This is a genomic window from Bradyrhizobium xenonodulans (genome assembly GCF_027594865.1).
Taxonomy (GTDB): Bacteria; Pseudomonadota; Alphaproteobacteria; order Rhizobiales; family Xanthobacteraceae; genus Bradyrhizobium; species Bradyrhizobium xenonodulans.
Window position 1 is genome coordinate 6,395,084 of sequence record NZ_CP089391.1, and the last position, 19,683, is coordinate 6,414,766.

General features: G+C 58.7%; 20 protein-coding genes and 2 pseudogenes. 11 read left to right on the forward strand and 11 right to left on the reverse strand.

All coding sequences use genetic code 11. The features are described from left to right. Window positions 1-108: 108 nt before the first annotated feature. The gene (locus tag I3J27_RS30315; RefSeq protein WP_270162537.1) at window positions 109-960 is read right to left on the reverse strand and encodes a class I SAM-dependent methyltransferase; all 852 of its coding nucleotides are present in this window, start codon (window positions 958-960) and stop codon (window positions 109-111) included. Beyond that, complete coding sequence (locus tag I3J27_RS30320; protein ID WP_270162538.1) at window positions 957-1,937, reverse strand: Bug family tripartite tricarboxylate transporter substrate binding protein; 981 nt, start codon at window positions 1,935-1,937, stop codon at window positions 957-959. Before I3J27_RS30320 ends, I3J27_RS30315 begins: the two co-directional genes overlap by 4 nt. Window positions 1,938-2,033: 96 nt before the next feature. On the opposite strand from I3J27_RS30320, the gene I3J27_RS30325 reads away from it, so the two are divergent. Then, entirely contained in the window at window positions 2,034-2,963 is a 930-nt protein-coding gene (locus tag I3J27_RS30325) for a LysR family transcriptional regulator (protein WP_270162539.1), read from the forward strand. A 603-nt stretch (window positions 2,964-3,566) separates the two neighbouring features. Here I3J27_RS30325 and I3J27_RS30330 read toward each other — a convergent pair. Beyond that, the gene (locus I3J27_RS30330; protein WP_270162540.1) at window positions 3,567-4,607 is read right to left on the reverse strand and encodes an MBL fold metallo-hydrolase; all 1,041 of its coding nucleotides are present in this window, start codon (window positions 4,605-4,607) and stop codon (window positions 3,567-3,569) included. 191 nt (window positions 4,608-4,798) lie between these two features. Between I3J27_RS30330 and I3J27_RS30335 the strand changes: the two genes are divergently transcribed. Continuing rightward, a complete protein-coding gene (locus I3J27_RS30335) occupies window positions 4,799-5,863 on the forward strand; it encodes an IS110 family RNA-guided transposase (protein WP_270172916.1) in 1,065 nt (354 codons plus the stop codon). A 743-nt stretch (window positions 5,864-6,606) separates the two neighbouring features. Here I3J27_RS30335 and I3J27_RS30340 read toward each other — a convergent pair. Then, entirely contained in the window at window positions 6,607-6,834 is a 228-nt protein-coding gene (locus I3J27_RS30340; RefSeq protein ID WP_270162541.1) for a hypothetical protein, read from the reverse strand. 512 nt (window positions 6,835-7,346) lie between these two features. After that, window positions 7,347-7,589 (reverse strand): hypothetical protein, encoded by a 243-nt coding sequence (locus I3J27_RS30345; protein WP_270162542.1) that lies wholly within the window; start codon window positions 7,587-7,589, stop codon window positions 7,347-7,349. A 396-nt stretch (window positions 7,590-7,985) separates the two neighbouring features. Here I3J27_RS30345 and I3J27_RS30350 point away from each other — a divergent pair, with 396 nt between their 5' ends. Together I3J27_RS30350 and I3J27_RS30355 are read left to right on the forward strand one after the other, a co-directional pair. After that, on the forward strand, window positions 7,986-8,264 hold the full coding sequence (locus I3J27_RS30350; RefSeq protein WP_270162543.1) for a hypothetical protein: 279 nt from the start codon (window positions 7,986-7,988) through the stop codon (window positions 8,262-8,264). Window positions 8,265-8,269: 5 nt separating this feature from the next. Next, window positions 8,270-8,470 (forward strand): hypothetical protein, encoded by a 201-nt coding sequence (locus I3J27_RS30355; RefSeq protein ID WP_270162544.1) that lies wholly within the window; start codon window positions 8,270-8,272, stop codon window positions 8,468-8,470. A gap of 82 nt (window positions 8,471-8,552) precedes the next feature. Here I3J27_RS30355 and I3J27_RS30360 read toward each other — a convergent pair. Beyond that, a pseudogene (locus I3J27_RS30360) lies at window positions 8,553-8,725 on the reverse strand (IS5/IS1182 family transposase); the annotation flags it as partial. A 289-nt stretch (window positions 8,726-9,014) separates the two neighbouring features. Further along, window positions 9,015-9,512: an IS110 family RNA-guided transposase gene (locus I3J27_RS30365; RefSeq protein ID WP_270162545.1), complete on the reverse strand. Its 498-nt coding sequence runs from the start codon at window positions 9,510-9,512 to the stop codon at window positions 9,015-9,017. On the opposite strand from I3J27_RS30365, the pseudogene I3J27_RS39245 reads away from it, so the two are divergent. Together I3J27_RS39245 and I3J27_RS30370 are read left to right on the forward strand one after the other, a co-directional pair. Next, window positions 9,463-9,591, forward strand: a pseudogene (locus I3J27_RS39245) (hypothetical protein); the annotation flags it as partial. The gene I3J27_RS30365 and the pseudogene I3J27_RS39245 overlap by 50 nt on opposite strands. A gap of 92 nt (window positions 9,592-9,683) precedes the next feature. Continuing rightward, window positions 9,684-9,917, forward strand: coding sequence for a hypothetical protein (locus tag I3J27_RS30370; protein ID WP_370691882.1), 234 nt, complete (start codon window positions 9,684-9,686; stop codon window positions 9,915-9,917). Window positions 9,918-10,013: 96 nt separating this feature from the next. On the opposite strand, the gene I3J27_RS30375 is transcribed toward I3J27_RS30370, so the two are convergent. Next, a complete protein-coding gene (locus I3J27_RS30375; RefSeq protein WP_270162547.1) occupies window positions 10,014-10,205 on the reverse strand; it encodes a hypothetical protein in 192 nt (63 codons plus the stop codon). A gap of 317 nt (window positions 10,206-10,522) precedes the next feature. Here I3J27_RS30375 and I3J27_RS30380 point away from each other — a divergent pair, with 317 nt between their 5' ends. Both I3J27_RS30380 and I3J27_RS30385 read left to right on the forward strand, forming a co-directional pair. Then, entirely contained in the window at window positions 10,523-10,675 is a 153-nt protein-coding gene (locus I3J27_RS30380; RefSeq protein WP_270162548.1) for a hypothetical protein, read from the forward strand. Between the two features lie 201 nt (window positions 10,676-10,876). Then, a complete protein-coding gene (locus tag I3J27_RS30385) occupies window positions 10,877-11,092 on the forward strand; it encodes a hypothetical protein (RefSeq protein WP_270162549.1) in 216 nt (71 codons plus the stop codon). 202 nt (window positions 11,093-11,294) lie between these two features. Here the strand turns inward: I3J27_RS30385 and I3J27_RS30390 are convergent, their stop codons facing one another. Both I3J27_RS30390 and I3J27_RS30395 read right to left on the reverse strand, forming a co-directional pair. After that, complete coding sequence (locus I3J27_RS30390; protein ID WP_270162550.1) at window positions 11,295-12,440, reverse strand: FAD-dependent oxidoreductase; 1,146 nt, start codon at window positions 12,438-12,440, stop codon at window positions 11,295-11,297. Window positions 12,441-12,487: 47 nt separating this feature from the next. Further along, window positions 12,488-13,687, reverse strand: a complete 1,200-nt coding sequence (locus tag I3J27_RS30395; protein WP_270162551.1) for an ABC transporter substrate-binding protein — start codon at window positions 13,685-13,687, stop codon at window positions 12,488-12,490. Window positions 13,688-13,822: 135 nt separating this feature from the next. Between I3J27_RS30395 and I3J27_RS30400 the strand changes: the two genes are divergently transcribed. Then, a complete protein-coding gene (locus I3J27_RS30400; RefSeq protein ID WP_270162552.1) occupies window positions 13,823-15,427 on the forward strand; it encodes a winged helix-turn-helix domain-containing protein in 1,605 nt (534 codons plus the stop codon). Between the two features lie 215 nt (window positions 15,428-15,642). Next, a complete protein-coding gene (locus tag I3J27_RS30405; protein WP_270162553.1) occupies window positions 15,643-15,942 on the forward strand; it encodes a site-specific integrase in 300 nt (99 codons plus the stop codon). 403 nt (window positions 15,943-16,345) lie between these two features. Here I3J27_RS30405 and I3J27_RS30410 read toward each other — a convergent pair whose 3' ends face one another. Then, window positions 16,346-18,337, reverse strand: a complete 1,992-nt coding sequence (locus I3J27_RS30410) for an adenylate/guanylate cyclase domain-containing protein (protein ID WP_270162554.1) — start codon at window positions 18,335-18,337, stop codon at window positions 16,346-16,348. Window positions 18,338-18,638: 301 nt separating this feature from the next. Here I3J27_RS30410 and I3J27_RS30415 point away from each other — a divergent pair, with 301 nt between their 5' ends. Further along, window positions 18,639-19,541, forward strand: a complete 903-nt coding sequence (locus I3J27_RS30415) for an alpha/beta fold hydrolase (RefSeq protein ID WP_270162555.1) — start codon at window positions 18,639-18,641, stop codon at window positions 19,539-19,541. Window positions 19,542-19,683: the final 142 nt, after the last annotated feature.

Below are 19,683 nucleotides of genomic sequence, written 5' to 3' on the forward strand. Positions count from 1 at the left end.
CAGGGTCAAAATGCACCGTGAGGCTTCGGATCACTGCTTCCGGTCTACCCCGAAGAGCCGACCAGCAGTGAGGCTCGCAGTTAGATCCAAATCCCGAAGGATCACGGCTCAAGTCTTGCGTGCGATCAGTTCGCAAGGGGCAATGATGCCTTTCGAGATACACGTCATCATGTTGCGTATTTGATCTTGCCGTCTCTCGCCCATCAACGTGTGCAAGCCCAGCGGTCCAGCAACGCCAGCGGGAAGCGAACGGGCTCTCAAGTCGGCAAAATAGGCAAGCGCGAAGTCCTTTCGGTTGCGTTCCGACAGGATTTCGAAACCTGCTCGCTGCAATGCACGCTTGTAGCGCTCTGGAGCGCTTACTGTGCTCGAATCGCTTGTTGTGGCCCATGGCACAGGAAACAGCAATTCGCCTTCGGCTGTTCGCATGACGTCATAGACAGAGAAAAGCGCTCCCGGTTGCAAAACACGCGCGATTTCAAGACAGAGATTTTCCTTGTCTTCGACATTCATGCCGACATGAAGCATGTATGCCTTGCTGAAGGTCGATTCCTGAAACGGCATCGCAAGGGCGGTGGATCGGTGAAGAGTGATGCGATCATCGAGCCCCATCCATTGGCATATTCGGCTTCCCGTCTCGACGTAGTCCCGTGTCAGATCGACGCCGCTGACCCGGCACTTGTAACGGGCGGCGAGAAAGCGCGCTGGGCCACCCAGACCGGAACCGACATCCAGGACATGGTCCGCGGCCGTAATTCTAAGCTGCGCCATCAGCTCCTCTGTCGCTTTACGACCGCCGATATGGAATTCGTCTACCGCGGAGAGATCGTCGATGGTGACAGTATCTCTCGTTTTGCCCATCTGAGCGAGAGCGCTTTCGATCACGTCGATCAGTCCGCCGCGAGCGTAATGATGCGCAACTGCGTCTTCCGCGGCCGTTCTCGACGACTTGATCGTCATGAGGCCTTGATCCCGGCATCGCGAATGACTTTTCCCCATTTCCGGTATTCAGACGCCAGGTATGCGGCGCATTCGTCGGAAGAGTTGGCTACCGGCTCGTATCCCAGACCGGCGAGCCGATCCTTCACTTCAGTTCGAGCGATCAATTTCGCAATTTCGCGCTGGAGCAGGCCGATATATTCCTTTGGCGTTCCTGCCGGGACGAGAACGGCCGTCCAGATGTCCGCCGCGATGTCGGGGTACCCGGCCTCCGCGATGCTGGGAACGCCCGGCAGGGCCTCGGAATGGGTTTTGCTCGTCAGCGCGAGCGCCCGCAACTTGTTTTCCCTGACGTGCTGTATAGCGGGCGGCAGCGCGCCGAATGACACGGGCGTATGGCCCGCGAGCGTCGATCCAATGGCCGCACCGCCGCCATTGAAAGGAACGTGTACGATGTCGAGTTCAAGTGAAAGCCGAAAGAGTTCTCCCAACAGATGGGGCGGTGTGCCTGCTCCCGGCGAAGCGTAGCTGAATTTGCCCGGGCTGGCCTTGATCAGCGCTACGAGGTCCTTGACCGACTTTGCCTGAATGGACGGATGCACCGTAAGCAAAGTAGGCGCGGTCGCCGCCAACGTTACGGCGTCAAAGCTCTTTTGGACATCGTAGGGAACGGTTTCGAACAGCGTGGGATTCGCGACATAGCTGGGTGAAGCCACAAAGATCGTATGACCGTCGGGCTGGGCTCTGGCAGCTTGCCCTGCACCGATGTTGCCTCCGGCCCCGCCAATGTTTTCGACGAAGAATTGCTTGCCGAGTTGGTCGGAGAGTCCCTGCGCAATGACACGCGCCGCCACATCGTTTGGACCTCCGGCAGCAAACGGCACTATGACGCGCACCGGCCGGACCGGATATTGTTCTGCAAGGACTGGCCGTGACAAGGCGGCTACCGCGAGTGTCGTGCAAGAGGCTGTCAGGAAGCGGCGGCGGTTCAATTGCATGTGGACCTCCATGTATCGTCGCCCGAACGATAAGCTTCCCGACGCATCCAAGCTATAATATGCTGGCCTCAACTTCCATATCTAATGGATATGACAATGGAGCTGAGGCATCTGCGCTATTTCATCGCCGTGGCGGAGGAAAAACATATCACGCGAGCCGCTGAACGCCTCGGTATGCAGCAGCCGCCGCTGAGCCAGCAGATCAAGGCCATCGAGCAGGAACTCGACGTGCAGCTTTTTCTGCGCAAAGCCCGGGGCGTGGAGCTGACGGACGCGGGTCGTGCTTTTCTGGAAGAGGCGCGCGCTACGTTGATGCATCTCGATCGGGCTTTCGACTCGACCCGGCGCGCGGCGCGAGGCGAACAGGGGCGCCTGTGTGTCGGGGTCACCTCTACGACGCCCTTTCATCCGGTAGTGCCGCGCGCCATTCGCGCATTTCGCGAGGCTTGTCCCATGGTGGCTCTGACCTTGGAGGAATGTCTAAGCAACGAATCGGTCGATCGCGTAAGAAACGAACAAATGGACGTAGCTTTCATTCGCGCTGCGTCGGGCAATGGACAAGGGCTGGCCGTCACTTCGCTGCTTGACGAGCCAATGGTCGTGGCGCTGCCAAGCACCCACGTGCTGGCTCAAACCAAAACCGAGGCACCGGTTTCGCTTGATCGACTGTCCCGGGAGACTTTCATCCTTTACGGACCGCCGGGGACGGGAATGTACGATTCCACCATTGCAGCATGCCAGGCAGCTGGTTTCAGCCCGCGCATCGGCAATCTGGGGGCGTCCACGCAATTGGCGCCCCGCATCACTTCGACGCTGAGTCTGGTCGGCGCTGGCCTTGGCATCACGTTTGTCCCGGCGTCGCTTCAACGTATGAACATGGAAGGCGTGATCTACCGCTCGATCAAGGGATCTAACCGACCTATGGCTACGCTCAAACTTGCCTCCCGCCGTGATGAAAAGTCCGCGGTCGTGAAGCAGTTTATTAATTCCGTCAAGAAGGAAGCAAAGGACTACGCGATCAGATAACTGTTTCTCGGATACGACGACGTTCCGCTCCATCCTTCTCAGGTGGCGTCCGCTATGGGTCCGCAAGCGGCGGTCCAAGGTTCGCTGATGCCTAGTCCGGACTGCCCTCAAGACCAGACCAGCCGCAGGCGAGGAAGTTGGTCGGCCTGGGGCCAACAGCAACCACTGTCAGCATTTTGGTTAATCGTCCCTGAAGCCATCCGAGCATTGGGTCATGAAGTCGTGAACCGCTGTTAGAAGAGCCCGTGGTAAGTTGGAGTCATGCTCAGCCCTGAACCACCGCTACGGGACGTACCGAAGTCGCTCACCGACGATCGAATTGCTTCAGCACCGCTCATCGTCAATGGCCTGACGGTCCGACCGCGCAAGCAAGTGAACCCGTGGCTCTGCGCACTTTGTCTGCTACCAGATTTCGTGGCGCTCCCCATTCTTGCCGGTCTCGGCATGCAGCGGCTGCTGCGATACCTAGACACCCAGCGAAAGACAATTAGCTAGGCGTGACTTCCGCAACGGGTCACAAGCGGGCCTCAGCCGGGACCGCCATGGAGGTCAGCTACGGGCCAATTCCAGACCAATGCGCCGCACCAAGACTCCCTCTGTTCCTCACGCTTTCCAAGATGTGAGCACGGCCTGCGCACACTCGTTCATGACGGTGAGTGCGCGTTCAACGGTCTGAGCACCCAGCACGAACGGATTGGCACCGCCAGCCGCGACAACTTCGAGCTTCTCAACAGAGCCGTCATAGCCGCTATGGTTGGAGATAAGTACATCGACACCCTGTTGCTTGGCGATCTCACGGGTCCGCGCTGTCGCATCCACATAGGCCTGTAACCGCTCCGGGTTTTTGCCGAAATTGAAGGCAGTGCCGCCCCACAGCAACGCGCGATGCCTCTGCGATCCTAGGCGCACCTCGAAGATCGGCGAGATCGTTCCCATGGTGTGTCCCGGCGTGATCAGAATATCGACGGTTGCATCGCCAAGCCGGACCTGTTGGCCGTCGGCGACGACGATGTCGCGTTTTGGTGGGCGCCCCCACAGCGGATGATCGAATTCGAGCTTGGTCTCCATCATGGTCCAGTCGCTCTCGCTGAGGGCAATACGCGAACCGTATTTTCGGGTGAAATAGGCAGCGCCACCATAGTGGTCGCCATGGCCGTGGGTCACAATGATCGTTTTGACGTTCGACGGATCAAGTCCAAGAGCCCTGAGGCCTTGCTCGATGGTCCGCTCGGCATCATCATCATTGTTCATTGCATCGATTAGGATGATGCCCTCGGAGGTCGTAAGCGCCCAAGCGCTAACCCATTTGCCGCCCACAAAATATAGATTGTCGAACGCTTTGCCGGGCGGCGGCGCAGGCAGCGCGATCAACTTCACCAAATCGGGCCTCGGCGCTTTAAAATTGGGGTCGGCCGAGTTGCCAAGGACAAGCAATGCCTCAAGATCGGTACCTGCGGCCTGCTTGGCGGCGGCGAGATGACGCTCGACCTCAGGCGTCATCGCGTCGGCCAACGCATATGGCGCCGCTAACGCGAAGCAGCAGGCACAGCCCATCTTGAGCAGCGCTCTCCGACTGGTGAGCGAAGCGGAGGGGACTTCCTCAGCGCGAAACGAGGTCGGCGTCGATTGACGAAAAAGGGCCATGACTTTCCTCTCCCAACCGGTTGCTTGTTCTGTGGCGTTTGTAAATATTCTAGCTCCGACCCGCCAAAGGCAAGTGATCAATTTCCGTCCCCAGGCAAGCCGCGTACTTCCGCTAATGGGATGGTCCGGCCGTGCTCCCGCCCCGCCAGCAAGCGAAGCTGGCAAGGGGCGCCAAAGACAAGGAGCACGCTATGTCTCAGACACCCAATACCGCGGTCGCCGTGATCGGGATCGATATCGGCAAGAACTCGTTCCACGTCGTGGGCCACGATGCGCGCGGCGCCATCGTGCTGCGGCAAAGGTGGTCGCGTGGCCAAGTGGAAGCGCGGCTCGCCAATCTGCCGCGTTGCCTGATCGGCATGGAAGCCTGCGTCGGCGCACATCACCTGAGCCGCAAACTCGCATCGCTTGGTCACGATGCCAGGTTGATGCCGGCCAAATATGTCCGCCCCTATAGCAAGGGACAGAAGAACGACTTCAATGACGCCGAAGCGATTGCCGAAGCCGTGCAGCGCCCGACGATGAAGTTCGTGGCGACCAAGACCGCGGAGCAACTGGATCAGCAGGCGCTGCATCGGGTGCGCGAGCGGCTGGTGTCGCAACGCACCGGCATCATCAACCAGATTCGTGCCTTCGTGCTGGAACGCGGGATCGCCGTGCGCCAGGGCATTGGCTTCCTGCGCACGGAACTGCCCACCATCCTTGCGACGCGCACCGATGCCCTGTCGCCACGCATGTTGCGTGTCATCGAGGAGTTGGCAGGCGACTGGCGCCGGCTGGATCAGCGCATCGATGGCCTCTCCGGCGAGATCGAAGCACTGGCCCGTCAAGATCAGGCATGTTCGCGCCTGATGACGGTGCCTGGCATCGGGCCGATCATTTCAAGCGCTATGGTGGCCGCGATCGGCACTGGAGACGTATTCTCCAAAGGCCGCGACTTCGGCGCCTGGCTCGGACTGGTGCCTAAGCAGATCTCGACGGGAGACCGCACGATCCTCGGCAAAATCTCGAGGCGCGGCAATCGCTACCTGCGCGTTCTGTTCGTGCAGGCGGCATGGGTTGTGCTGGTCAGGATCAAGAACTGGGAACGCTACGGGCTCAAATCCTGGATCGAAGCCGCCAAGAGGCGCTTGCACCACAACGTGCTGGCAATCGCGCTCGCCAACAAGCTTGCCCGTATCGCCTGGGCGGTGCTGGCCAAAGGACGCGCCTTCGAACTGACGAGGACCGACGATGCAGGCGTCCGATCCGCGTGATCCTTGCGCCGTGCGCGGCGCGGTCAAGGCGCAGCCTGGCAACGCCGGAGCCAGCCGCAAGCCAAGCGCGACGGCCGGCCTTGACCGCCCCTGCGCGCGTCGCGATCGACGTTCTACGAGTCGGGACGAAGGAACGGCCCTTGGCTCGAACACAGGAACTGCGCGATATGAGGAGCAAGCGATGACGTAACCCCATCAACAGTTTCCAGCCGAGGTCTGCGAGAGGAATGAGACGAGATGGAGGTTCGGTCTTCCGGGCACGTGCGAACACTGGTGACCCAAATGGTCCAATCGAGGCCTGTCCGCTAATGAGAACGCGCGCGCGCTGATATCCATGATGGCCCGGAGCACATGCTCCAATCAGAGGCCGGATACATTGATGCAAGACCGCTTACCACCAGATCGACGAAACTCTTGCAACGCACGGCCGGACCATACAAATGGAGTCAAAAGCTGCTCAGCACGTCCCATCGCGCCAGGTCCGGTCTCCCTCAAACAGCCGACGTGGCGACGGCGCGTTCGTTGTTCGGCTCAGGGCCAGAAGGCGACATTGGATCGGACCTTGAGTTGAGAAGATGCACCTAATTTGAAAAGTCGCCTCCCGGACCCCCGCCGGGGTATCTCTCGGGCGAGTCGCCGGGTGCAACCTTATCGCCCTTGATGAAGCCGACAACAATGATACCCAACAAGCCGATACCCAAGAGAACCATAAACCCTTGGAACAGTGTCATGGGTTACTGCCGTTAGAGCTTGATCGGCGGCTTAACATCAGCCAGCGCCTCTTTCAGTGGAGGCCAGTTTAGAGCCATCGTGACGGTGCTCGCGATGCCACGTTGAGTAAAGCTGATCTCAAAAATTTCGCCCGTTTCAGCCTCAATTTCGAAAGTGATTTTGGCATCCGTCTCAGTGGGAGGCGTACCAATCATACGACGACCTAAGACCATTAGCGGCAGTTTTGTTTTACGTGGCATCAATGGTCCTTTAGGTCACGAGCTTGGTTGTATAAACAAAACATATCAACCTTCTGCGCTGTGAAAACCCTCAATTTTTAGGGAAGCGGGTGCTCTTAGGGAAGCGGTTTCAACTTCTGCAATGGGGTCAAAAGCTGCTCAGCACGTCCCATCGCGCCAGGTCCGGTCTCCCTCAAACAGCCGACGTGGCGACGGCGCGTTCGTTGTTCGGCTCAGGGCCAACAACGGACATCAACCGTCCGTCAGTCGTGTTTGCTAGACGAGTTAGCGTCACCGTGTTCCGGCTTGTTCGGCTGGCTGAGAGCGTATCGTAAGGTTTCGAGGCTCAAAATAACGCCGTGGGGATCCTGATCAATGATCCAGACGTCTTCCATCCCTTCGGCCGCCATCTGTTCGCCCAGCGCAAGCGCGTCTTGCGGTGTCGCGGCCTGATAGACCTGCGGTCCGGACCTAACGATGAATCTATTCTTGGGCATGAGAGGGGGCGATTTCGTAAGGGCCATAAGGGAAATCTAGACGGGGTAGCGCCACCTCAGAATGCGACGGACAACAATCAGAGCCAAAACATTTGCCGGCAGGCTAATCCAAAGAAACGTCGGGACCGTCAACGCGATGCACGCGTGGATCAGATAAATAACCTGGCCGATCAGACTGGCAAGCAGTCCAACTCGAATCCAGCCCAATAGCGTTCGCGGCACCCAATCGTCGGACTCGCCGATCAGATATGCTGCGATCCATGCCGAAAAGGATTCCATGCTCTTACTGTAACACCCCGTCCTTCGCAGGTATTTAAGAACTCGCTTCGACATTGATCAAGTCCGCTGCGGGCCAGCAGCAGACTTAATGGTCTGCAAACCCTAATCGTCAGAGAGCTGCCAGCTAAGAGCGTCCTCGTGCTACTTTAGCGGGCATGTCGCCTTTCAGCATTCGTTCCACCCTTATGCTCGTCCTCATCGTCGGGGGCACGTCCAGCATCTACGTGTTCCTCGGCCTCAACCTGATTATGGTACTGATAGCGGTGGGCCTAGCCTGCCTTCTGTACGCTCCGTTTGCTAGGCGCTACGGGTGGGGCAATGAAGGGCGTCTCACGAGGCATCTCAGTCGTCCGCCGTTCGAAGACGAACGACGCAAATCCAATTGATTGTGCTGGAATGAGCTGGCTTATTGCTCTTGCATTCTTCGGCTTTTGTTGGTGGCGCGCAGCAAAAGCACGCGAACGAGCCGCTGAACTCGCAGCAACGGGAATTGGGCTGTCACCCTTGTATTGGGTGTCGAACGCGCTGGTTGCTGTCCTGTTGGGCCTCGTGTTGTACATTGCCCACATACACAATCAGTCGCCCGTTCCAGCTTTCCTCTGGCTCGCCGCCTTCGCGATCATTGTGGCTTTGCTTTTCCTGCGCCGCGCGTTGAAATGGCGCTACCCGGTTTAGCCCCAATGGCCGAAATCCTCCTGCGCATAATTGGCGCTTTGATCGAAGGGTTGATTGATGGGGTGTTCGAAAGCACAGGCCGAAAAGTCCTGTCCTCTTGGGGCATGAAATCAACTCCGTTCGTTGAAGTCCTCATCGGCATATTGTTTTGGGCGGCCGCGTTTCTGCTGTTGGGTGTGCTCATCTACGCGGTCTTTGCTCACTGACCATCTACGTCAGCTTCGGGTCTTGGCCGTGTAAAAACACCCTTCCCTGGGAAGTCGATGAGAAGCCAGGACCGGCTCGGTCTCAGGCCTCGATCGCAGCCATGAGCTGCTTGCTCCCGACGATGTTCATGACCCGCGTCAGATTGTAGGCCAGGACCGAGAGAGCCATCTCGGCGGCTTACTTTTGGGAGCTTTTGTGAGGAAGTGTGTCGCTCCCATGCGGGCCTTCATCGTGCCGAACGGATGCTCGGCGGACGGCGCGGCAGGTCTCCTATGGGCCATGTGTGGACGGCTCCGGGTTGGCAAGAAGAATCTTCACGCTGCAGGGATTGGTCGGAGCAGCCATGTGTTCGGCCTTTTCGCGCGGTACACGTGACCGCTGGCCATAATGCCCTCCGTGGATCAGGTCCCGGTCAAAAGCACGCATTCGAGATGCCATGGCCCATGTGGGTTGTCCTGATCGCCGGATCGACCGGCACTGCATTACGTGCTGTTCGTCCTCCCAACCGTTACGTCACGCCGGATATGCCCGACGCGATCTCGTTTAGGCCGCCAGCCCGGCCGGTTCCTGATAGCGTTCGTTCCTGGCCATCATCGCCCAAGCAATCCGGGCGAGTTTGTTGGCTAACGCGATCGCCGCGACCTTGGCGGGCCGCCGGGCCAACAATCGCGTGAGCCAGGGTCGATGATCGGAGCCGTGAATCTTGGCGTAGCGGATCACCGCAAGTGCGCCAGCCCTGAACAGGCTACGCAAATAGCGATCGCCTTGCTTGGTAATGCTGCCAAGCCTGTCTTTGCCCCCGCTCGAGCTCTGCTTTGGCACGAGACCGACCCAAGCCGAAAAGTCTCGCCCGGATCGGAAGGCTTTAGGATCGGCAATGCTGGCGACCAGCGCTGTTGCCAACGCCGGACCGACGCCGGGAATAACATCAAGCCGCTGGCTCGTCGCGTTTGATCGATGCCAGGCTATGATGCGTCGGTCGAACTCAAGGATGCGAGCCTTTAGAGCGCACAGTTGTTCGCCGAGAGCGGCGAGGCACATCCGAGCGACCTCCGGGGCGGGCTACACCTCTGTCGAGAACGCGCTTCTGCGGATCCTGGACATCCTCGGCGAGACGCCGCCATCCGGCGATGTCTGGCATAAGGATCTCATCGACCGCCTCTCGGGGCCGATGACTGGAAAAATGCCAGGTCGGCATTCTTCGACGCCGAAATGCGCCGAGATGTTCTCGAGTGCCTCCGGATGCGACATCGCGTCCGACATAGCGAATACGACGAGTTCATCCCGAACAAGGCAGAGCCCTCCATCGAGGCAGTGCGCCGGTTCCTTCCACGCATCAAGGAAGTGGTCGCGCGGTTCAAAAAGCAGATCGACCCCGACCCCGACGACGAAAACGACGGCGGCGAAGGGTCCGGAGGCGGAGCCTCGGGGGGGCCGCCGATCTAGCCTCTGACACCATGCCCATCGCGGGCCTGCTATGCCTCCGTTTGCGGGCCAACATGCGCGCTCTGCGGGCCAACTATGAGTCGGTTTGCATGTGGTTCACGCGGTAGCGGCCGCCCGCCCGGCGTCGGTGATGCGATACTCGATATCTCCGGATGGAAGCGGTTCGGTTTCCACGAGACCGAGCTCCACGAGCCGCGCCACGATTTCATGGTCGAACGTCGGCGGGCTGACCCGGGATTCGCCGAGGAGCTTCCTCAGGAAATCGCGCTCCAGATCAGTCAGCTCCATGCTCTAACTCCGCTCGCCGACCTCGTCCGGCACATTGCGGCGCGTCATCCGATCGGCCGCTTCATCCCTGGGAAATCAACATTTCGCCGCAGCCGGATTTTTCATGGGATCAATTTCGTCGCAACTGTTGCAGCGATGCTCAACTTTCCCCGACGTTGAGGCCCTCGTCGCAATCTATGGGCTCTTCTCGGATCCGTACCGATCAGACGGCGCACGTCGCGGGATAGCCAAAGGCGACGGTCTCGGCCTCTTCCTTTTGAGAATGAGTCATGGGCAGGGCCGTAATGATCGCTTTCCTGGCTCACGGGACCCAAGCCATGCGCAACATCGACATTGACCGTTCACGCAGCTTTGCAATCGTTCGCGAGATTGGTGAGCGATTGCGAGCATTGCTGAAAGAAGAACCCGAGTTGCCCCAGAACCTCGAAAAGCCGATGCGACGATTGCGCCAGTTGGACGAGTCGGCGTGAATCATACCCAAGACTCGGCGGCACTCTTTTCATGAGTTCAATCACGACCTTTCGCGCGTGCAGCAGACCAAATCCGCGCGCTTCCCGTTAGCCATCCCGATTAGCCATCCCGACGATTTCAGCCTCCGTGCAAATACGGGCAACGGGGACGGCCGGGAAAATCAGGCATAGCATCTGGCTCCCTCAAGGAGGGGGCTGACCATGAGTGAGTTCAACGATCGCACACAAGCGAATCTGGATACCGTGCTGGAAGAAACCTGCCGTGAGCTACCGCATCACGGCGGCGACCACAAAACTCGCAAATACATTGCAGAACAACTGATTGCAGCCGCACGGTCCGGCAAAACCACACTAGGAGATCTTCGCGTCGTAGCGGGCCGCGCCCTAATGACATTCACGGGCCGCCAAGCGAGCTAGGGATATCAGCTGTAGCCCTGCGATCACGGACCATCCGAGGTCGGAGATGGGCCCAGAATGCGAAGAACTCAGGGTGAGCAAATCTAATCCGCTCTTTCTCACTGAGCGGACCTCAATGATGTGCGCCGCCACTTCGCTGATGGGCCCAGAAGCGTACGTTTCGAACGTCACTGCAAAATTCGGTCCTTGAGCTGAATTCTTCCTACAAAAGAGCCAAAGCAGCCTTCTCCGCATCGTGAGGAAAGATCCAATCCGCCGCCGACATCCAAGCCTGCAATCTCTGCGCCTGTGCGGGATCGCCGACAGATCGGTAGAATTGGCCGGCTAGTCGCGAGGCGGCCTGCACGCGGCTGGTCCGTTCCCATCTCAGATCCTGATAGGTCTTCAGGCGTGCCGAAATCTCGTCGCGTTTGGCGTGCTCCAGTAGAACGGCAAGCGCGAAGCCATCTTCGATGGCTTGCCCGGCGCCCTGCCCGAAATGCGGCACCATCGGGTGGGCGGCGTCACCGAGAAGCGTCACATGTCCGCGCGACCAATACGGCAATGGCGGCCGATCGTAGATGCCCCAGCGGAACGTATGGTCGAGCGCCGCAATCAAATCTCGGACCGGCGCGTCCCAGCCCTCGTACTCAGCTGCGAGCGCCCGGACGTCGCCCGGCGCGAACCAGGTCTCCTCCATGTCATGCATGCTCGGAACGAACGCGACGATGTTGATCAGCCGCCCCTGCGACACTGGAAAGCAGATGAAACTGCGACCCTCACCCATCCACATGTTCAGGCCTCGCAGCTCCGCGCCCCATGAGAGCTTTTGCGACTGCACCAGACCACGATAGGCCACGATGCCTTCACTGGTCGGGTGCGCTGTCAGGCCGATCTGGCGCTGGACCACCGAATGGATGCCATCCGCACCGATGACTACGTCCGCATCGCAGACGGCACCGTTGGCAAAGGTCAATCGCGCTCCGGGTTGCGTTTCTTTGACGGCCATACAGCGATGTCCGAACCGGACCGGCTCTTTCACCGCACCAAGGAGCATTTCGAGGAGCTCGAGGCGGTGAATCTGATAGCTCAGCGCCGTGGGCGATCCATGCGAGAAGGGCACTCCCCTTGACGTTCGTCGCGTGAGCCCCTGGCTCCTCGTGGTGATCTTCTCGATATCGCCGCAAAGCGCGGTGCGTTTGAGCAAGACCAGTGCATTCGGAGGGATTGATAGTCCCGCCCCGGCTTCTCGCGGGGATTCTGCACCTTCGAAAACCGTGACGCTCAAGCCCCGCGCGCTCAGCGCCAGCGCCGCCGACAATCCGCCGATCCCCGCGCCGACAATGGCGATGTTCAGTCTGCCGGTCATTGGCTCGCCCCGCCCATCGAACATTTGGTTTCCGAAAGGATGAATCGTCAATTGCCGACGACATCATCGAGCAGCACCCATCTAGTACCGTCGAAACGCGCCATCCTCGCCTTTCTCCAGCCGATCCGGTCCGAAGGAGTAATGTTGATCGTGATGCCGGGCAGGAACGTCGGGAGTTGAAGCGCCTGGATGTTGGTGGCCTGCCTGATGAGATTTTCCCGCGACAGGTCGTCGCCGCACTTCTTCAGGACCTCGACGATAATCTGAGCGGTCGCATAGGGGAAAATCGATTCCTCGATATCGTCGTTCGGGGCCCACTCCTTCATGAAGGCTCGAAACTCGCGCATGCCGGCATCCTCATCCCACCTGGGATCCTCGGATGTCTTCAGCCAGAACGCGCTGACAGCCCCTTTCGCGGCTGCAAGTCCCGCCGGACGCAGGACAGCCGAAATGCTGCTGACGCCGGACAGCAGCACATGCTGGACCTTCCAGTTGAGTTCATGCGCCTTGCGGATGGCTTGCGCGGCGAAGCGTGCGTTAGAGGCGTGAAACAACGTATCCGCACCGGAGGCCTTTAGCGTCACGATGTGCGAATCGACCGTCGGCTCCATGATGTCGTAGGCGACCTCCGCGACCACCATGGTCGAGCCGCGCGATCCCAGAGCGGCTTTGAAGCCGGCCAAATTGCCCTTCCCGAGGTCGTCGTTCTGATAGATCACGGCGACCTTCGCGTCAGGCTTGGTCTTCAGCAGATAATCGGCGTAAATCCTGGTCTCGGCCGGCTGCGGCATCATGAACGTGGTCGTCCACGGCAGGTTCTCGGGATCGTCGAGCTTGGGCGTGCTGGCGAGCAGCAGGATCTGCGGGACCTGCTTACTGTTGAGATATTTCGTCACCGCGAGGTTGGTCGGCGTGCCGATCGACCCAACGATCGCCAGCACGTCGTCGTCCTCTACGAGCTTGCGCGTCTGCTGCACTGTCTTCGCGGGCGTAAAGGCATCATCGAGCGAAATGAGTGTCACCTTACGACCGTTGACGCCCCCCGCCGCGTTGATCATCTTAAAATAAGCGGCTTCAATTCGGCCGAAGCGGCTCAGCGACGAGATTGGCCCACTATAGGGAACAGTCTGTCCAATCCTGATCTCGGTGTCGGTGACACCGGGGCCGTATTTCTTGTCGGCCGCCGCAACGGGCGAAAGACCGAGGATCGAGAGACTTAACGCAGCAAGGATTAGGGGCCGGATCATGGAGGCGGTACCTCATATTGGCGGCTTGGAAAGGATGCGTTTCGCTATCCCGGGCTGCAAGATAATGCTGTACAATCACCTCTCCGTCCCGAAACTCTGCCGAAATTTTCCGAAAGCAAGTTCGACGAGGCGTCCTTGTTAAAGTCACCGCAGCACCCGATCGTGATCGGCGACCGGGTCGTGGATCTGGCCCGTGAAACGTTGCGTGACGGCCGCGGCGACGTCGTCCCCCTGCGTCCGCGCGCCTGGGCCGTGCTGCGGCTGCTTGCGACCCGGCCAGGACAACTGGTTGGCAAAGATGAAATCATGGATCAGGTCTGGTCGGATTGCGAGGTCACGGAAGACTCACTCGTCCAAGCCATCGGCGACATCAGGCGCGCCCTGGGAGACGCCGGCCGGTCGGCCCTGAAGACGATGCCTCGCCGCGGCTACATGCTGGTCGTAAATGGAGAGCCGGTCGACAGCTCGATCTCTTCCGGCGTTGCGACCTCGCCGAGGCCGGACAATATCGAAGAACCGTCGGCTTCATCCTTTCCACACCTATCTATCGTTGTTCTACCGTTCGCAAACCTCGGCGCCGACCCTCAGCAGGAGTATTTCGTGGATGGCGTGACTGATAGTCTCACAACTGATTTGTCGCGCATCGCCGGCGCGTTTGTTATCGGCCGCAGCACCGCGTTCACGTTCAAGGGAAAGCCGGTGAACTTGAGGGAAATTGGCCGTGAATTGAATGTGCGTTACGCACTGCAGGGGTCGGTGCAACGCGGCGGCAACCGCTTTCGCGTGAACGTCCAATTGACCGATACGGAAACTGGAGCCCAGCTCTGGGCCGAGCGCTTCGACAAGCCGGCCGCTGACTTGCTGGACATGCAGGACGAGATCGTATCCCGGCTCGCCAATACGTTGAACGCCGAACTCATCAAGGCCGAAGCCCGACGCGCCGAGCGGTCGCTCCAGCCGGACGCCATGGATTTATACTTTCAAGGCAGGGCTTTCCTGAGCAAGGGAATAACGCCTGCGGTTATGGCGCGAGCAAGGGATTTCTTCGTGCGCGCCTTGGCTCTTGATCCACACCATGTTGAAGCAGCGGTTGCCGCAGCTCACGTCGATTTTGCGATCGCTTCTTCTTCCATGGCCGATGACGCACCGGCGCATATCAGGGCCGCGGAAAAGACGCTGAATGATGTGTTGTTGCGGGCGCCGAACCATCCCAGAGCTCACATGCTCCTTGGCGCAGTTCAGATTCGGACAAACCGCGCAGCCAAGGGAATCGCTGAATGTTGGCAGGCGCTGGCGCTCGATCGGAATTTGGCCGACGCGCATGGGTTCATTGGGCTTGGGAAGCATGCGCTAGGACGGGGTGAGGAAGTCGAAGGGCATATTCAAGAGGCGCTGCGACTATCCCCGCGCGATATGCGTGCCTTTCTCTGGTTCATGATTGTCGGGATGGCTAAGTTGGTGGTCAACGCAGACCTTGAGGCACTCGAGTGGCTTCGCCGAAGCATTGAGGCCAATCCCAATTTCGCGCTCGCTCAATTTCACCTGGCTGGCGCGTTGGCCATGATGGGACACCTCAACGAAGCACGATCCTGTGCCGAGGCGGGACTAGCACTTGATCCTAGCTTCACCATCCGTCGATACGACGTCAACGGCGCTTTCCTGTCGGACAATCCGGGATGGCTTGCCAGGCGCGAGCGGCTCTATGAGGCTATGCGTCTCGCCGGCGTACCGGAGGGGTGATGCCCACTTGAGCTTCACCCGAAGAACCAAAGCTAGTCAATTCTGCCCTCGAAAGCGGACATCGCGAATTGGAGTGATAAGTCAGCTAAAAGGTTATCAGTGTCCTTTCAATCCTCAAATTGAACAAAAGTACGCCTCCGATCGTCCGAAAGCGACGTGAATTGAGAAGGATGCCGGCCTGAAAATGACCAGCCTCATCAACTGAGGTGGTCATCATGACGGATGTGCCAAGCTGTGAGACCGTCTCCAAGCAAGTCCCGTGGAATAAGGGAAAGATCGTCGGCGCCGAGCCCCCACTCCGCCCGAAGCACGTCTGGTCCATCCGGACGAAGCTCCAAGTCGAAGGCCGAATCCGGGATCCGGCGTTGTTCAATCTTGCGATCGACAGCAAGCTGCGGGGCTACCACGTCGTAGCCCTGAAAGTCGATGACATGCACCAAACGGTTACGCTGCCGATCCGCCAAAAGAAGACCGGACGGCCGGTTAAATTCGAACTCACGGAGTACACCCGTTAGGCCATCGACGATTATCTAAGGGTAACCAGCAAGAAGCCGGGCGACCACTTGTTTACCGGCCGGAAGCAGCAAATTGCCGCCTAACAACTCGTCAGTACGCGCGACTGGCTGTCCGGCATAGGGCTGGAACCTCACCCTGTTCGGAACGCAATCCCGGCGTCGGACGAAGGCGACTTAAGTAACCTACGGGCTGTGCAGCTTCTGCTGGGGCTGGGGCACACAAAGATCGAGAGCACCGTCCAATACCTGGGAATTGAGGTGGACGATCCGCTTGCAATAGCGGAACAAGTAGACGTCTGAACTTTGGTGGGCAGGGCGGAAATGCTCTGCCCATGCCTTGATGATGGCCATGGGCCAGAAGGAGGCCTCTGCAGTAAAGTAGGCAATGCAGATCCTTGTCATCTCATTGCTCGCGAACGCCGGCCTTTCTGAGTCCATCGAGGATGTCGTCGTACTCACGACGAAACTGCGGATTGCTGGAACGCGCGTAACCCATTTGGCGGGACCACTGGACCGTGAAGTCCGGCCGGATTGCATTCAATTCGGCTAACATTTGCTGGGCCATTTCCAATTGGCCGGTGGCCCCATAAGCTGAAATCAAATCCGCATACGGCATCCAGTATAATTTGTTCAGATTGATCGAGCGCCTGCATTCCTCAACCGCTTCGTTATATTGGTGCACATGCACGTGAGCATGACACAGGAAGAAGTGCCAAATGCCAGCGGCCGGATCTTTGGGGCTTAGGCGCAAAGCGATCTGAACTGGGGAGAACGCTTCGTGAGCGCGTCCCGCCGTGACAAGTGCGATTCCCTTTGTTGCGTGCGCGACCGGTGAATTAGGGTCGATTTCCAGAGCGGCGTCGAATTCAGGCAATGCCCCCTCGGGATTTCCGTATAGCAAAATGTTTCCCTTGGTGATGTGCGCGCTTGCACTCGCCGGGCGTTTTGCAAGAACTTGATCAACTAGGTTTGTCGCGATCTTTTTGTCTTCCGTCACGAACGTTGACCATCCGTTGAGCACGCTAGTGGCTATGCACCACGCTTTCCCGAGCATTGCGTCAATGTTGTCCGGATCGAGGCGCAGCGCGCTGTCAAACAAATCCTTTGCCTGAGCGTTCGTTATCTTGGTCTGAGGCCCATTGACCTTCGCCCAGCCGCGCATACTGAAATCCACAGCATCCGGATTCGCGGACTGGTCCATTAGGCCGCGCCGGCTTTCGGCCTGGATAAGTTCGACGTTAAGAGAGCGGGCAAGCCGCGCCGTGACCTGCTCCTGCAAAGCGGCGAGATTCATCCGATCGCCGTCAAAACGATCCGACCAGACGTCGCGACCGGTCGAAAGGTCGGCAAGCGACACGTTCATCCGGACCCGGTCTCCGGCCCGTTGCACGGCGCCCTGTACGGCCCATCGAATACCAAGGTCCTTGCCGAGCGTCTTGAGATCGACCTGCTTATTCTTATAGGTAAAAGCCGTTCCGCGGCCGATCACGAATGCATCGGGCGTCCGTGCGAGGTCGGTCGTCAGGTCAGTCGCAATGCCGTCCGCAAAATAATCCTGTTCCGGATCGTTGTTGAGGTTCGCAAAGGGCAGGACGACAAGAGACAAACGGGGAGCGACATCGGGCCGGGCCGCTGCTTCTCTCTGTGTCTTTTGCCCTTCCTGTAAAGCATCAGTGCGGACCGTCTTCCAGACATTCCAATAGACGACGAGGAAGACGGCCACGGCACCGACGACCGCAATTAAGGCAATCACGCCGCCGAGAGGCGTCAAACGCGCTCGGATTCGACCCATGGAACGACGAGGCGGTGAAAGCCGGCCTTGTCTTGCGCGTTCAGACTGGGTAGTCGGGCCAGGTCCATTCCTGACCATGGCATAGGCGCGCACCGGGCGGTCGATATTCTTGAGGTTCTGCTCGCCCAGATCGGCGAACTCAACGCTGACCTTGCCCCGGACTTGGTCGTAGGCAGAGGCTGAGATGCAGATGCCACCCGGTTCTGCGATACTTTCAAGCCGCGCCGCAATGTTAACGCCGTCTCCAAAGATGTCGTCGGGCTCGACGATTACGTCGCCGATATTGATGCCCACACGGAAAGCTATGCGCCTATCTTCAGCATCTCCGATTGTCAGTTCGGCGATCCGGGTCTGGAACTGTACAGCAGCTCGGACGGCTTCGACGGCGCTCGAAAATTCCGCCAAAAAGCCGTCGCCGGTGTTCTTCACGACCCGGCCGCCGTGGTCGGCAATCGCCGCCGTAACACCGTCAGTTAGGAGAGTGGCCAGTTTGGCGTGGGTCGCCTCTTCGTCATTGTGCATCAGACGCGAGTAGCCAGCTACGTCGGCAGCCAATATCGCCGACAGCCTCCGCTCAACCCGGACTGGCCGCTCCTCCACCATGCCTGCGATCCAACCTAGACGCGATTTGTACACCGGATCACTTTGGATGACTATACCGGCTAGTGTCGCAATTGGGTCAAAAGGTGCGTTCGGAAGACCGTTCGGCTGCTTCCGGTTTGCCCCTATAAGCCGACAATCAAAGAGCCAGACTGAACTTCGCTTTCGGGCCCATAACAGGACTCTGTTGAGTCAAGAAAGCTATGCGCCCTTGGGTTTATGGCTTGCTACCATCCGCCTTTAGAATAATCATGCTTGCGGCAAGCGTTATCCTCTCGGAGAACTGCCTGAGGAAGGATTTCAAATGCGCCGCGTCGTGGTGTCGTTTCTCTTTGCCGTGTGCACGATCGCACAGTTGTGGGCACAAGAGGTCAAGCCCAACTGGCCGATTCCCCCGGAGCTGAAATGGGAGGCAATCAACGGATATCCCATGGCTTACCGGGAGGCGGGCGAGGGTACGTCCATCGTTCTGGTGCACGGGTCAACGGCCGATTACCGGATTTGGGACGCCCAATTCAGAGTTTTTAGCGCATCTTACCGGGTGGTCGCGGTTAGCCTAAGGCACTTTTACCCGGAACGCTGGGATGGCGCGGGCACCGATTTTTCGATCGAACAGCACGCTCAGGATGTTGCTGCGCTGATCGAGAGATTGAACCTCGGTAAGGTGCACCTCGTCGGGCATTCGCGGGGTGGCGCGGTTGCAGTCGAGGTAGCGAAATCGCACGCCGACGTCATCCGAACACTGGTGCTGCCGGATGGCAGCATCGAGATGTTGGTGCCTGAGACTGCCGAGGGCAAAGCAGCCGGAGATTTCACAAAAAAGGTGATTGGGACCCTGCAGGAAAACCTGAAAGCAGGAGAACCAGCCAAAGCTGTGGAGGTCTTCGTCGATATGTTGAATGGCCCTGGCACATGGCAAAAGTTTCCCGAACCCACGAAGCAGATGTTTCTGGCAAATATCTACACGGCTTTGGGGGACAAAGACCGCCCGATCAGCACATGCGACGACGTCAAGAAATTTGATTTTCCAGTGCTGTTCATGACGGGGGACAAGAGTCCAAAGAAATTCGAGTTTTTTTACAATGAAATGCGCAAGTGTCGGGAGTTTCCTGCAACGGTAGTGATACCAAATGCAGGGCACGGTATACAGAAACAGAATGCTGATGTCTTTAACAAGATCACGTTGGATTTCCTGTCGAAGCATTGATGTCGCGTTGACGGACTGTCCTCGAACCGAACGATGGCGGCTTCGGCTCACAAGGCGAAATTCTCAGAACCGGTACAAGCCGTCTGCTTCAACGCCGAAACCGGACATCGCACTTTGTGAGGACACGTCCTGAGCGCGATTT